The following is a 14,630-nucleotide window of genomic DNA, read 5'->3' on the forward strand; positions in this document are numbered from 1 at the left end:
AGAAACCGAAATAGATATACAAAGGACAGAAAAAGACAAGAAAAGAGTTGACAGTTTGTAACCGCTTTGTTACATTTAGACCGTCAATCGTTACAAAATGATGAAAACTATCTTTTGGTGTCCATTTTGTTGTTCCGAAAAGACTTCCTAACAAATTAAGGAAACTTTGCGCGAACCAAAGGGACAAAGAAAGGCGGCTTAAAGAATGGGCAATAAGAGAACAAGCTGGTTATGGCTTTCCTTAAGTGTGCTGCTTGCGTTCGTCCTTTATACACAGCCTGCATGGGCGGTAGAGGAACAATCGGCAGAAGCGCAAGCCGTAGAGGCGCAATCCGTAGAGAAATCGGCGGAAGAAATTCAATCGGAAGAAGCATCGTCCGCAGAAGAATCCTCTGTCGAAGACCAATCGGAAGAACAACCGGAAGAGCAACCGGCACAGAAAAGACAACCGCTGCGTGCGCCACGCCGCACACCGGTGAAAAGCGGAGTGCAGGAAATTGACGGAAAACTGTATCTTTATGATGCGCAAGGCGTGATGCGCCGTGACAATGCTTGGGTGGAATTTCAAGGCAAGTATTATTTTCCGAACGCAGAAGGTGTTTTGTATCGCAATCGTGTCATTACCTTTGGTTCAAAGGTGGCGTATTACATGGATCATGACGGTTCGATGGGCACGGGTTTTCGGGAAGTCGGCGATGCGCTCATGTATTTTAACGACAATGGCGTTCGCAACAACAGCAATGCGTGGGTAGAGACCGAACGCGGATGGGTTTTCCCGAATGCGAATGGTCTTGTATACCGCGACCGTGTCATTACCTTTGGTTCAAAGGTGGCGTACTATATGGATCATGATGGCACCAGGGGCACCGGTTTTCGGGAAGTCGGCGATGCGCTCATGTATTTTAACGACAATGGCGTTCGCAACAACAGCAATGCGTGGGTAAAGACCGATCGCGGATGGGTGTTTCCAAATGCGAATGGTCTTGTATATCGCGATCAGGTAATCACCTTTGGTTCGCAAGTGGCATATTACATGGATCACGACGGTACAAAGGGAAGCGGATTCCGCGAAGTTTCCGGCATGTTAATGTATTTCAAAGAAAACGGATTGCGCGACAACAGCAATGCCTGGGTAAAGACCGAACGAGGCTGGATCTTCCCCAATGCAAAAGGACAGGTTTATCGAAACCAATTCATTACCTTCGGCAAGAGCGTGGCATATTATATGGGAAATGATGGTGTTGCGGTATCCGGTATGGTGAACGTGAATGGCACGGTGTACCGCATGACCGGCAAGAATGGCGCGCGCCTGGTGCAGGAAGGCGAATATTCTGCGGAAGGCAAAGTATTTTATGCGGACAGCTACGGCGAACCGGTGCGCAATCGCCTGATTACCATAAATGGTAAACAGTATTATCATGGCGCAGATGGTGCGCGTTACTATAAAAATTTTACACTCGGACAAGATAAATATACGGTCGATCCGGCGACAGGAGCGATTCAGAAGAAAGAGACCAATACGGTGAAATCCGTCGGCGACGGTGCGCCAAAGCTCTATCTGCTGCGTGATTTGCAGTTCCAGGGCGTTATCCGCTGGAATGGTTATCTCTTCACGTATTATTCGCAAAGCGTTCTGCCCGGGCCGGGACTTCGCATACCGGGTCGTCATGTCAATAAAGACGGTTATGTTGCGGACGGCGATGGCTTTATTGTCCTGGCGAATGATGCACCGAAGGGAACCATCATTCCGACGCCGTTTGGCTATTTTGGAAAAGTTTATGACCGTGGAACCACCGGCAATCATTTTGATGTGTACACCAAGTAGCCGGCAAAGTAGAGTACGTAACGAATAAGAGCAAAGGAAGAAGAATGAAGCAAGACGGAATACACCGTCGCCGCCTGTTGGCGGCGGCATACATACTGATTGGACTGCTGTTGTGCGCCCTTCCGGGGAAAGCCCATGCAGTCGAGGTAGGACCTCAAAAAATAGAGCAGACCATTCCGGTTGCCACGCGTATCGAGCGAGAAGGAGACGATATTATTCTCTACGATAATTCGGGTCGCCGTATGCACAACAATTCTTGGGTGCGTTATCAGGAAAAGTTCTATTTCGCCAATTTTGAGGGGAAAGCCTATCGACATGTGATTCTGCATTTTGACGATCAGACTTCGTACTATGTTAACGAAAACGGCGAGCGTCAAAATGGTTTAGTCCGGATGAACGGCGCATTGCGCTATTTTTATGAATCCGGAGAAAAGAAGGATCAGATGGCCATCGACAGCGGCTGGGTTTCCAGCAGCAAAGGCTGGCTCTTTGTGAATGAACAGCGGGAAGTCTATCACGATCAGTTCATTTCTTTCGGCACAAAAGTGCGGTATTACCTGGGCACCGACGGGACGATTCAGAAGGGAATCGTGCCGGCGCAGGGAACGGTGTATCGCATGACGGGAGAAAACGGCGCGCTTCTTCAAAAAAGCGGATCGTATACGTATAAAGGGAAGTGGTATTTCGCCAATTCGCAGGGAGAACCGTATCGCAGTCAAGTCATTTCGTTTGGCGATACGAAGTACCTGATGGGTGAGGACGGCAGCCGCCAGGACGGTCACGTAACCGTCGGCGGCGCAGAATACATCGCCGATGTGAAGGCGGGTACGGTGGAAAAAGTACGAAACTACGATTTTCTTTGGCCTGTAAAGGGAGAAACCGAAATTTCTTCTCCGTTCGGTTGGCGCTGGGGATGTATGCACAAAGGAATTGACATTCCGGGCGATTGGGGAACGCCGATTCAGGCGGCACATGATGCGGTTGTTGTCGAAACCGGCTACAATGACGCGCTCGGCAATTATGTAAAGATGCGTGGGGATGACGGCTATTTCACCAATTACTTTCATCTCAGTGAAATTCTCGTCGCCGAAGGACAGCACGTTGCCGAAGGAGAACGTATTGCTTTAATGGGATCGACGGGCGATTCCACCGGTCCGCACTTACATTTTGAAGTGCGCACGGGCGGCAGCATGGAAGAAGCGCACGACCCGTTGACCTATACCTTTAGTTATTGATTTTCCTCTGCAGTAAGGAGAAAGCGAAAAGCGACGCGACTTGCGCCGCTTTTTTATCACTTGACATAGCGTTGACAGATGCAAACCGGCTTGTTACATTGATACGAGATAGAGAAAATCGGCATAGAGGAACGAGAGTTCCGAAAAGCAAGTGTGTTGGACAGGCTGTGAAAAGGATTGTCCAACGTATGAGCAGGATGAGAGGAAGGCGGTTCCATGAAACGAAAGGGATTGACGGCACGCCTGACCGTGCTTTCAGCGAGCTTGGTATTAGCGCTTTTTTTGCAAACAGAAGCAGCACGTGCAGCAGAGCCATCAAAAGAGCAAGTAGAGACACAAAGCACGGTGAACTCTACGGAAAACACGGGCAATGAAGCAACTTCCTCCTCAAATGAGGAGACGGACAAAGAGGAAAGCTCTTCGGAAAAGAAAGCATCCTCGGCAGAAGAATCCTCGGTCGAAGAAGAAGGCACCTCTTACCGTAAAGCCCCCAATCGGAGTCCGGCTGCGCAATCGTCGTATACGCGCGGCGTGCAGGAAAAGGACGGGAAACTCTATCTGTACGACGAGACCGGAACGCTTCGTCAGGACAACGCTTGGGTTTCGTTTGAAGGAAACTATTATTTCCCGAATGCCGAAGGCGTTCTGTATCGTGACCAGCTGATTACCTTTGGTTCGCATGTCGCGTATTACCTGGATCATAATGGTCGAATGCGCACCGGTTTTCAGGAAATCAACGGAAAATTGATATATTTCCGCGAGAACGGTGTATTGGCGAAAGACAACAAATGGATTAGTACCGATCGAGGATGGGTTTTCCCAAATGCGCAAGGTGTTGTCTATCGCGACCAGTTTATTACTTTTGGTTCGAAGGTTGCGTATTACCTGAAGCATGACGGTACGTATGTAACCGGTTTTCAGGAAATCAACGGAAAATTGATGTATTTCCGCGAGAACGGTTTGTTGGTGAAAGACAATCAATGGGTGAACACCAATCGGGGATGGGTTTTCCCGAATGCGCAGGGCGTTGTCTATCGCGACCAGTTTATTACTTTTGGTTCGAAGGTTGCGTATTACCTGAAGCATGACGGCACATATGTCACGGATTTTCAGGAAATCAATGGCAATTTGATGTATTTCCGCGAGAACGGTGTTTTGGCGAAAGACAATCAATGGGTCAACACCAAGAACGGTTGGGTATTTCCTAACGCGCAGGGCGTTTTGTATCGCAACCGGTTCATTTCCTTCGGAGCAGACAAAAAATATTATTTGAATCCGAACGGCATCTTGCAGACGGGCATGGTCGAAGCCAATGGGACGGTCTATGATGTGGAGTCCAATGGCCTGCTTAAGATGTATCCGCACAGCTATGTGTACCAGGGAAAATGGTACTTTGCGAATGAAAAGGGTGAACCGTACCGCAATCGCTTCATCTCTTTTGGGAAGGTTCGCTATTTGATGGGCGAGGATGGCAGTCGTCAGACCGGCATGGTTCCTTTCCAGGGAACGGTGTACCGCTTAGACGCAAGCGGCGAGTTGGTACGAGAATCCTCATCCTACGATTACAATGGCAAAACCTATTTCGCTAAACCGGATGGAATGCCGTATCGCGACCAGGTGCTGACCTTTGGTCCCTCCTATGCCATGTACATGGGCGAGGATGGCGCAAAGCAGTACGGCTTGTGCGCAGGCAAGAACAACGCTTATTACGCAGATACCAATACTGGCAATCTTTTGCGCAATTACGGCTTATTCCAGATAAACAACGAAGTATATCACAGCGGAACAACGTTCGCCCTGACCAGAGGATGGAAGAAGGTGAACGGCGATTTATTCTATTTCGATACGCAAGCGAAGTATCCCAGCGCATTGAAAAATATGGTACGAACGATTGACGGACGCGGATATCGGTTCGATGCCTATGGGCGCGCAACGCAAGAGGCGACCTATTCAGTTGCCGGTGAATGGAGTTATACTGGTGGCTATCTGACTGGCCCGGCGGTTTCCGATCGCTTTGTGGGCGAGAATTTTGCCGTCGTCAGTTTACGTCATCAATATATGTGGGTTTTCAGTGGCGGAGAGCTGGCGGTTGCCACGCCGATTATTTCCGGCAAGCCATCCACACCGACTGTTCGCGGCAATTTTTACGTGCAAGGAATGACGAAGGGAACCTATTTAACCGGTCCGACATGGCGTTCATGGGTAGACTACTGGGTTCCGTTTTATGGCGACTACGGCATTCATGATGCCCCGTGGCAATACCGAGATAATTTCTACAAAGACAGTGAATCGTATACGTGGGTGGGCAGCCATGGCTGTGTGAACGTACTGCCATCCGTGATGCCTCGTGTGTATGATGCCCTTTATACAGGAAGTGCGGTTACGGTGTATTAAAGAAGATGCCAAGAAGCCCCCATAAAGAGACCTCAAGGAATAGAGAAAGGAAGTGCCATGAACAAGAAGAGAAAAACGCAATTCGGCGTTCTTTCGGCTGCCCTGCTGATGGCGTTAACGTTACAACCGGTTACGAATACGGTGTACGCGCAGGAGACCTCCGGCGAACAGATTGTGGAACAGAAGCCGGAAAGTGCGCCCGAAAGCGCGACGGAAGAAACAACGGCTCCCGTGGAAAATAGCCAAGGTGCAGCAGAAACGAAAGAAAGCCCATCGGCCTCGTCCGGTGAAGCCGCTGCAGAAGATGGCTCCTCTAAAGAGGAAAAAGGGCAGACTTCGCAGGGGGAAACCTCGCAGCCAGGGGAAGCATCGAAACAGAATCCTTCCGATAGTTTGGAAGAAAAGCCGATTCTTCCGGAAAATGCTCCGGAAAGTTCCGCCGAGCAGAAGAGCGAAGCTCCTGCGCCGGCAAAAGCACAGCGCGCACCGCGCAGAAGTTTGGGCGGTATTCGGGAAATCAATGGCAAGCTCTACCTGTATGACGAGCAGGGAAATCTGCGCAAAGATAACAAGTGGGTGGAGTATCAAGGAAAATACTATTTTCCCAATGCCCAAGGCGTATTATATCGAGATCAAATTATTACGTTCGGTCCGAAGGTAGCTTACTACATGAATCATGAAGGCACGTATGCCACGGGGTTCCAAACGGTTGGCGGATGGCTGATGTATTTTCGGGAAGATGGTATCCGCGCGAACGATAATACATGGGTAAAGACCGAACGCGGCTGGGTATTTCCGAATGCCGAAGGCAAGCTGTATCATGACCGCATCATCACGTTTGGATCGAAGGTCGCCTATTACATGAAGAGTGATGGCACCTACGCCACGGGCTTTCAGGAAGTGGACGGCAACCTGATGTATTTTCGCGAGAACGGGGTTCGCGCCAACGACAATAAATGGGTGGAGACTGAGCGCGGATGGATTTTCCCGAATGCGCAGGGCATTCTCTATCGCAATCGCATTATCACATTTGGAACGAAGGTCGCCTATTACATGAAGGACGACGGTACGTTTGCTACGGGTTTTCAGGAAGTGGATGGAAACTTGATGTATTTCCATAAAAACGGGGTTCGTACCAACGACAATAAATGGGTGGAGACCCAACGTGGATGGATTTTCCCCAATGCCCAAGGCATTCTCTATCGCAACCGCTTCATTACGTTTGGGCGTGACACGGCGTATTTAATGGGCGAAGACGGAATCAAAAAAACGGGCTTGACGCGCTTCAAAGGCGCACTGTATCCGCTGGATCCGCTGTCGGGAAAATTGATGAAATATACGCCGGGCTACCATGTCATTAATGGAAGACGGTATTATGTTCGTCCGGACGGTACCATTTCGGACAGTGGGCACTGGGTGGAAAAGAATGGTCGGCGCTACTACGAAAAAGTGGACGGCACGTATTTTAAGAATCAGCAGATTAGTTTCGGCAACGTCTACTACTATATGGACGGCGATGGTGCGACGACTTCCGGCATTCATCAGGTCGGGAACAACTATTATTTCTACGACCCGGCGCGGAACAACGAGCGGCGCAATGTGGAGGGTGTTTTCCATTGGCAGGGTAATTCCTATTACATTGGTTCGCAGTCGGCTATTTTGACCAACCAATTCGTGCTGGTCGATGACCAAGGATACGATGCAGACAGCAAGGGCATTCTGCACAAAACGTCGCGTCTTTTGGTGATTGACCTTTCCACACACCAGAAGCCGTACAACTTTGACTTTGATACGTTTGCGAAGGGCGTATCCGGCGTCATCCTGCGTGCCGGGTACACCGGTTACGGTACAGGCGACTATTATGATAAAGATGCGGAGTTCGAGCGTTTTTATCGTGAGTTCAACGCCAGAGGAATTCCCATCGGTGCGTACTGGTATTCCTGCGCGAACGAAGTCAAGGAGGGCGTAGCGGAAGCCAAGGCCTTCCAAAAGGCGATTGCCGGCAAGAAATTCTCGCTTCCGGTTTACTGGGATACCGAGGATGAATATCATCAGCGCAAAACAGACAAAAAGACAATGACCGATACGGCATTGGCATTCTTAAAGGAGATGGAAAAAGCGGGCTATTATACAGGCATTTATGCTTCCTCTTCTTGGTTGAATGAGAAACTGGATATGTCTCGCCTGAAGAATTATGACGTTTGGGTGGCGCACTACGGTGTCAACAAGCCATCCTATTCGGGAAAGTACGGCATGTGGCAGTTCACGTCTCAGTATAAAAAGGACGGTTTTCCGTATCACCTTGATGCCAACTGGATGTTTGTAGACTATCCGTCGATTATTCGCAATGCAGGACTCAACGGCTATTAATCGGCATCGAAAAGAAAAGAGAATAAAAACCGGATTGGGGCGAAGGCGACGGGCATTCGCCCTTTTCCTATGTTAAAATAGACTGCAAAGTAAGAGAGTATGTATAACGACGAATACCGCCGAAAGTCGAGAAAAAGGAGCATAGAACCATCATGGGATTAAAAGAAGATTTGTTGCAAAAAATTGAGACGCGCAGCATCCGTGTCGGCGTGGTCGGCTTGGGGTATGTCGGTCTGCCGCTGGCAGTAGAAAAAGCGCGCGCCGGATTCGAAACCATCGGCTTTGATGTGCAGGATGAAAAAGTCAACCTCGTTAACGCCGGTCACAACTACATTGGTGATATTGTCGATGATGACCTGAAGGCGTTAGTCGAAGCGAAAAAGCTGCGTGCGACGACGGATTTCAGCTTTATTCGTGATGTGGATTTTATCGCGATTTGCGTACCGACACCGCTGGATGCGCATCAGCAGCCGGACATCAGCTACGTACAAACTTCTGCCGAAAACATTGCCAAACATCTAAAAGCAGGCACGATGGTTGTTTTAGAGTCCACCACGTATCCGGGAACCACCGAAGAACTGGTCAAACCGATTTTAGAGAAGGGATCCGGGCTTCGCTGCGGTGAAGATTTTTACCTCGGCTTTTCGCCGGAACGGGTAGATCCGGGCAATAAACAGTTTAAGACAAAGAATACGCCGAAGGTTGTCGGCGCGATCGGCAAAGACGCGACCGAGGTGATTGCCAAAATGTATTCCGCCGTTCTGGAAGGGGAAGTGTATCCCGTTTCTTCGCCGGCGGTAGCCGAAATGGAAAAGATTTTGGAAAATACCTATCGCAATGTGAACATTGGCTTGGTGAATGAACTTGCCATTCTCTGCCATCGCATGGGTATTTCTATTTGGGAAGTGATTGATGCGGCGAAAACCAAACCCTATGGTTTCCAGGCGTTTTATCCCGGACCAGGCTTAGGCGGCCACTGCATTCCTTTAGATCCGTATTATCTGTCGTGGAAAGCGCGTGAGTACGGTTTCCATACCTCCATGATCGAGTCGTCTATGATGGTCAACGACAAGATGCCGGAGTACACGGTGGATCGCGCGGCGCAGGTGCTCAATCGGCATAAGAAACCGCTGAACGGTTCCAAAGTCCTGGTGCTTGGCGTGGCGTATAAAAATGATATTGATGATTATCGGGAAAGTCCGGCAATCCATGTGCTGGATATTCTCAAAGCACGTGGTGCGGATGTACAGTTTTTTGATCCCTATATTCCTTCCTTCCGCCATCAGGGTAAAACATATACCGGAATGACCTCTCTCACCGCAGACAATGTGACGGCAGCCGATTTGGTGGTCATTACTACGGCGCATCAAGCATACGATTATCCAATGATTTTGCAGAATGCCAAGGCGATTTTCGACGCCCGCAACGCGATTCCGCAGCCGGAGAAGTACGAAAACGTCGAGACGCTCTAAGGATATAGCATCCGGAAAGACCGGTCGTTGACTATGGGGCGAATTCGAAAAAGAAAAAGGAACAGCCCGATGAATATTTTATATATCGATCATTATGCCGGCTCCAGTTCCATGGGAATGGAGTTTCGCCCTTATTATTTTGCTAAAGAATGGCAAAAGTGGGGACATCGCGTTCGAATTCTTGCCGCAGATTATTCACATCTGCGAAAAGCGAATCCTACCGTATCTGGCGCCTTGGAATGCCAAGCTATTGATGGGGTGGAGTTTCAATGGATCAAGACAACGCCGTATCCGAAAAACGGGATAAAACGCTTGTGGAATGTTGCACAATTTCTATTCCAGTTGCGACGTCATGCCGCGGAAATCGTTCGGGACTTTTCGCCGGACATCATCATCGCTTCCTCCACCTATCCGTTGGACACGTATCCCGCGCAGAAAATGAAAAAAATAGCACAGGAAATGGGGATCGATGCTTGTTTGGTGCATGAAGTACATGATATGTGGCCGATTACACCGAAGCAGCTTTATCACCTTTCGGATCGTAATCCGGTCATTCGCTATTTGCAAAGAGCAGAAGATTCGTTCTGTAGAAATGCAGACTTTGTCGTATCCGTATTACCGAATGCTAAAGATTATTTTGTGGAACATGGCATGGCGGCGGATCATTTTCTCTATGTTCCGAATGGAATCGCCTCATCGGACTGGGAGCATCCTGAACCGCTGCCGGAGGAACATGCTCACGCATTAAAGCGAGCCAAAGAGGAGAATAGATTTATTCTTTCTTTTTTTGGAAGTCATACACCGTCTTACGGATTGGACACGCTGCTGGATTCGGCCAAGATGCTGGATCCTTCCACATTTTTCTTGGCTTTTGTAGGAGAAGGTGGATACAAAGAGACGCTCATTCAAAAGGCAAAAGAAATGGGCTTGGACTCCAATGCATATTGTTTTTTACCCCGTATTGGGAAGCGATCCATTCCGACGTTGTTAGAGCATTCGGACGCTTCTTATGTTGCAGCGATTCGCAATGAAATGTTTCGCTTTGGTATTGGCATGAATAAGCTCATGGATGCCATGATGGGGGAGAAGCCGGTATTATATGCGGTGGATGCACCCAATAACTGGATTGAAGAGTATGATTGTGGCATCAGTGTGGAGGCGGAAAATGCTAAGGCGCTTTCCAAAGGATTTTGCGAGTTGATTCAGTTGCCCAAGGAACGGCGGGCACAAATGGGAACGAACGGGAAAAATGCTATGCAGGAGTTTTTTTTGTATCCGCATTTAGCAAAGCAATTTTTAGAAGGCATTACGGGGAGCAAATAAGAGAGGTTGCGGATGGATACGGTGGATTTACTATATATCGCTTTTGTAGATCTGAACGAACCAGCGAATTCGGGTTCCAGCGTTCGTCCGCAGCAAATGCTTCATGCTTTTCAGAAGATTGGCTGTAGCATGAAGGTATTGGACGGTTGGCATAATAAGCGAAAAGAACGTCGTGCGCATGTAAAAGAAGTGATGCGATGGTTGGATACCCATCAAGTTCGTTATTGTTATGTCGAGCCACCGTCGGGACCTTTTTTTGTTCGTGAAGATTTGATGCTGCTTAAAAAGCTTCATAAAATGGGCGTACCCATCGGTCTTTTTTATCGTGATATTTACTGGCGATTTAAGAGCCAATATACGAAAATCAATCCGCTGAAATTCTTTCTCATTCAGTGCCTACAACGGCGGGATCTTGCCGTTTTCAAAAAAACGGTATCGCTATTTTATTTTCCGACGATGCAGATGGTAAACATTGCCGATTTTCAGGTGCCATTTGCCATTCTGCCACCCGGTGCGGATGCGAGCGAATTGGGGTCTTCGGACTTTTCGGAAATGGATCGAATTCATAATGCGGAAGTGCTCACTCTGTTTTTTGTTGGCGGACTTTCACCGCGGTATGGTTTTGATATCTTGCTGGATGCCGTCAAAACCATTAACCAACAACAACTTCGTCTACGATTGACGGTTGCCTGTCGTGCGCAAGAATGGCTTGATTTTCAACAACACTATGCGATTGAGAAATGGGATTGGCTGACCATTCGCCATGTGTCTTTTGGTGACGGATTAGAAGAGCTGTATCAACAAGTGGATTTTTCCGTATTGCCTTTGCGAAAAAACGCCTATACGGACTTTGCCATCTCCGTCAAACTGTTTGAATATGCTGGATACGGGAAACCCGTACTTTGTACGGACTTGGAAGCCATGTCACAAATCGTTCAAGAGAATGGTTTAGGCTGGGTCTGCAAAGATAACGCGGAAGATATGGCAAGAGTATTAGAGAGTATTATTGTGGATCGTCCGTCTATTATCGAGAAAAAAGAGAACATCAAACGATTTTTGCCCGAGAACACATGGGAAGCGCGTGCCCAAGAAGTGCTTTTCACACTTGGAAATCTAAACGGGAAAAACAGATAGGAGTTTTCATGTCGTTTACAACGGTTGTCTTTCTATTTTTCTTTTTTCCTCTTTTTTGTGGCGTATACTTTTTATTGCGCTGTTTTCCGAAAAAAAACACGCTTCTTTCGGACTATTTTGTGCTGTCCATGAGTTTTCTCTTTTATGTGCTCAATTTATATGCGGTGGGCGCAGGGTGGAAAACAGGAGTCGCTTTAGGTGTCGTATGCGTAATGACAGCGCTCGTTGGTAAAATTCTGGCGAGATTAAAAAATAAAACGAAGAGCAAACTATTATTCTTCGTTGCCGTAGCCTTCTTACCGCTCTTTATTTTCAAATACCTTAATTTTATTTTGGCGACAATCAATACAGTGTTTCATAGCTCACTTTCTGCCGGAACCCTTATTGCCCCACTGGGAATTTCTTTTATCACTTTTTCGGTGGTGTCCTATTTGGTGGATGTCTATCGTGGTGAAGACCCCGGCTCATTTCGATCCGTTGGACTTTACCTGCTTTTTTTTCCAAAAATCTTATCCGGTCCGATCATCACATGGAAGGAATTTCACGCAAAATGGAATGCCCGTCAAGAGTCGGTTGATTTAGCCGAACAAGGAATTCGTCGCATGATTATCGGCATGGCGAAAAAAGTCATCATAGCGGATAGCTTAGGTGCTACTATTGCTCTTATTACCAGCAATATTCCGCAAGGCGTAGATTCACAGACCATGCTATTGCTTGGCTTTTGTATGATGTTTCAGATTTATCTTGATTTTTCCGGCTATTCGGATTTCGCCTTGGGCATTTCCAACTTGTTGGGCGTTCAATGGGAAGAGAATTTTTCTTATCCGTATTTATCCACTTCGGTGACAGAGTTTTGGAGAAGATGGCATATTTCCTTAGGAAGTTGGTTTCGAGAGTATCTCTATATCCCTCTTGGCGGAAGCCGTAAAGGGAATGTGTATTTTCATCTCTTTGTTGTGTTTTTCGCTACGGGAATTTGGCATGGAGCGCACTGGAATATGGTGGCGTGGGGGATTTTGAACGGTCTTGCTGTTATCGTAGAACGGAAATGGAAAAAGCAACGGGAGAAACTACCCCGCTTTTTCGCATGGCTGATGACCATGATTTTTGTGTACTTTTCCTGGATGTTGTTCATGGCACCGAGTTTTGGGAATGCGATGGAATATTTTCGCCTGCTCTTTCATTCTCCTTATTCTGCTGAGAACATCAACTTTCAATGGTCGTTTTTCCTCACCGGTCGTACAATGTTTTTCCTTATCATCGCGATGATCGGATCGTTTATGCCTATGCAGTGGCGAGAACAAATTTGTCGGCGATGGAAGAGAGCGGACGGATCGGCTTTACGCTATTGGACAGAGGCGATAGTATTGCTGGCACTTTTTGTGGTTTCCGTACTATTTATGATTAACGCCAGTTATCGTCCGTTTTTGTATTTTCAATTTTAGAAGGAGGGAAGTGGAATGAGACGGCATAAAATTGTCTTCCTCTTTTGTTTCTTTCTGTTATTGTGTCTGCCAGCGATGACAATGAATCACAAAAAGGATTATGTTTCCGAGATCGATAATCGGAAATTGACAAATTGGACAAACGGCATAGGCGATCGAGCGGATTGGCTGACAAAGTACAAATATATCAACGATCGCATCGGCGGGCGTGAGCAAATGATCATGGGATATATGTGGTTGAATGATAGGCTGTTCCATGAATTAACGCATCCCTTGTATACGTATGGAAAAAAGGGAGAGGTGTTTTTCAAAATGCACCCCAATATCCAATATACTGCGTATCATGACCACTTCGTTTCCTTTGTCGATCAAATGCGAAGATATTGCGAAGAGAGAGGTATTCCCTTTTATTTCCAGTTTGATCCGGAGAAGATTTCTACCTATTGTGAAGATTTGCCCATCGGTGTGAACTATCAAGATGAGTGGGTGGATACATTATTATCAAAGATGAAGCAAAAAGGCATCTGTGTCGTTGATAATAAAAAAGTACTGGAACAGGAAGCAAAAACGCAGCGCGTATTTAATGTGAAATTTAACGCCGGTCATTGGAACGACTTAGGCGCTTATTATGGGATGAACCATCTTTTTGAACAGATGAACGCTGCCTTTCCGGCGGTCAAACCCTTGCCAAAAGATTTCTTTTTATTGGGGTCACATGAGGAGACATCTCTTCAGGGGATGCACTTTCCCATTCAGGAGGAGATTCCGGACATCGACTTAAAAGAACCTTTTGTCAATTTAACAGAATCGTATCAGCCTGAGGTGGAAGTGGATTCGCGTTTTCCCTATTTCCATTATTTTATCAATGATAACAAGCGCGCAGCGGTGTTACCGAAAACGCTGATTTTTCAGGGGAGTTATCTGAATAGCTGGAATCAGTTTATCATTGCCAATACGCGAGAATGTATGGGCATACACGATTATCAAAATGTCTTTCGGCTTCCCTATTATATGATGTTGTTTCAACCGGAAGCAGTCGTTTTTGAACTGGCGGAATACACCGTAGAGGATTATTATTTTCCGGAAGAAAAAATGACGAAAGTAGATTTTCCGCCGGCGATGACGGCGCAGGCGTTGCGCAATCAAAAAACGGATCTGCAGAATCGTGTGGTCTCCGATAGTATGATGGAACAAGAACATTCTACTTCCTTTTCCATTGCCCTGAACACCAAGAACGTTCGGTATGCGTATCTCGTTTCGGGAAACGAAGTATATGACATGGAAAAGCAGGAAGGAGAAGCGAATTTCCATCTGCAGGTACTGCAATCCGAGAAGATTAAACAACATCCTGTAGAATTGTACTACTACACACAGCAAGGTAAATGGGAGAAAGAAACGAATGCCGGGCTTTTTTATAACAAATGAAAAAAAT

At 47.2% G+C, this 14,630-nt stretch carries 9 protein-coding genes; all 9 read left to right on the forward strand.

Annotation, left to right across the window (positions count from 1 at the left end; all coding sequences use genetic code 11):
* Window positions 1-205: 205 nt before the first annotated feature.
* The 9 genes from RDL68_RS01570 (at window position 206) to RDL68_RS01610 (ending at window position 14,623) form a co-directional block, all read left to right on the forward strand.
* On the forward strand, window positions 206-1,825 hold the full coding sequence (locus RDL68_RS01570; RefSeq protein ID WP_308539915.1) for a hypothetical protein: 1,620 nt from the start codon (window positions 206-208) through the stop codon (window positions 1,823-1,825).
* A gap of 44 nt (window positions 1,826-1,869) precedes the next feature.
* Window positions 1,870-3,060, forward strand: a complete 1,191-nt coding sequence (locus tag RDL68_RS01575; RefSeq protein WP_308539916.1) for a peptidoglycan DD-metalloendopeptidase family protein — start codon at window positions 1,870-1,872, stop codon at window positions 3,058-3,060.
* 216 nt (window positions 3,061-3,276) lie between these two features.
* A complete protein-coding gene (locus RDL68_RS01580) occupies window positions 3,277-5,454 on the forward strand; it encodes a L,D-transpeptidase family protein (protein ID WP_308539917.1) in 2,178 nt (725 codons plus the stop codon).
* A 57-nt stretch (window positions 5,455-5,511) separates the two neighbouring features.
* A complete protein-coding gene (locus tag RDL68_RS01585) occupies window positions 5,512-7,824 on the forward strand; it encodes a GH25 family lysozyme (RefSeq protein ID WP_308539918.1) in 2,313 nt (770 codons plus the stop codon).
* Between the two features lie 152 nt (window positions 7,825-7,976).
* A complete protein-coding gene (locus RDL68_RS01590; RefSeq protein WP_308539919.1) occupies window positions 7,977-9,296 on the forward strand; it encodes a nucleotide sugar dehydrogenase in 1,320 nt (439 codons plus the stop codon).
* Between the two features lie 69 nt (window positions 9,297-9,365).
* Window positions 9,366-10,619, forward strand: a complete 1,254-nt coding sequence (locus tag RDL68_RS01595) for a glycosyltransferase family 4 protein (RefSeq protein WP_308539920.1) — start codon at window positions 9,366-9,368, stop codon at window positions 10,617-10,619.
* A gap of 12 nt (window positions 10,620-10,631) precedes the next feature.
* Complete coding sequence (locus tag RDL68_RS01600; protein WP_308539921.1) at window positions 10,632-11,753, forward strand: glycosyltransferase; 1,122 nt, start codon at window positions 10,632-10,634, stop codon at window positions 11,751-11,753.
* Between the two features lie 128 nt (window positions 11,754-11,881).
* Window positions 11,882-13,198 (forward strand): MBOAT family O-acyltransferase, encoded by a 1,317-nt coding sequence (locus RDL68_RS01605; protein ID WP_308539922.1) that lies wholly within the window; start codon window positions 11,882-11,884, stop codon window positions 13,196-13,198.
* Between the two features lie 15 nt (window positions 13,199-13,213).
* Window positions 13,214-14,623: a hypothetical protein gene (locus RDL68_RS01610; RefSeq protein ID WP_308539923.1), complete on the forward strand. Its 1,410-nt coding sequence runs from the start codon at window positions 13,214-13,216 to the stop codon at window positions 14,621-14,623.
* Window positions 14,624-14,630: the final 7 nt, after the last annotated feature.

The sequence above is a fragment of the uncultured Murdochiella sp. genome (genome assembly GCF_902488755.1).
GTDB lineage: Bacteria > Bacillota > Clostridia > Tissierellales > Peptoniphilaceae > Murdochiella.

What these genes read in the sequence shown, in the direction of transcription:
- RDL68_RS01570 (WP_308539915.1), top strand. Translation starts at nt 206, where the DNA reads ATGGGCAATAAGAGAACAAGCTGGTTATGGCTTTCCTTAAGTGTGCTG.
- RDL68_RS01580 (WP_308539917.1), top strand. Translation starts at nt 3,277, where the DNA reads ATGAAACGAAAGGGATTGACGGCACGCCTGACCGTGCTTTCAGCGAGC.
- RDL68_RS01605 (WP_308539922.1), top strand. Translation starts at nt 11,882, where the DNA reads ATGAGTTTTCTCTTTTATGTGCTCAATTTATATGCGGTGGGCGCAGGG.
- RDL68_RS01600 (WP_308539921.1), top strand. Translation starts at nt 10,632, where the DNA reads ATGGATACGGTGGATTTACTATATATCGCTTTTGTAGATCTGAACGAA.
- RDL68_RS01590 (WP_308539919.1), top strand. Translation starts at nt 7,977, where the DNA reads ATGGGATTAAAAGAAGATTTGTTGCAAAAAATTGAGACGCGCAGCATC.
- RDL68_RS01610 (WP_308539923.1), top strand. Translation starts at nt 13,214, where the DNA reads ATGAGACGGCATAAAATTGTCTTCCTCTTTTGTTTCTTTCTGTTATTG.
- RDL68_RS01585 (WP_308539918.1), top strand. Translation starts at nt 5,512, where the DNA reads ATGAACAAGAAGAGAAAAACGCAATTCGGCGTTCTTTCGGCTGCCCTG.
- RDL68_RS01575 (WP_308539916.1), top strand. Translation starts at nt 1,870, where the DNA reads ATGAAGCAAGACGGAATACACCGTCGCCGCCTGTTGGCGGCGGCATAC.
- RDL68_RS01595 (WP_308539920.1), top strand. Translation starts at nt 9,366, where the DNA reads ATGAATATTTTATATATCGATCATTATGCCGGCTCCAGTTCCATGGGA.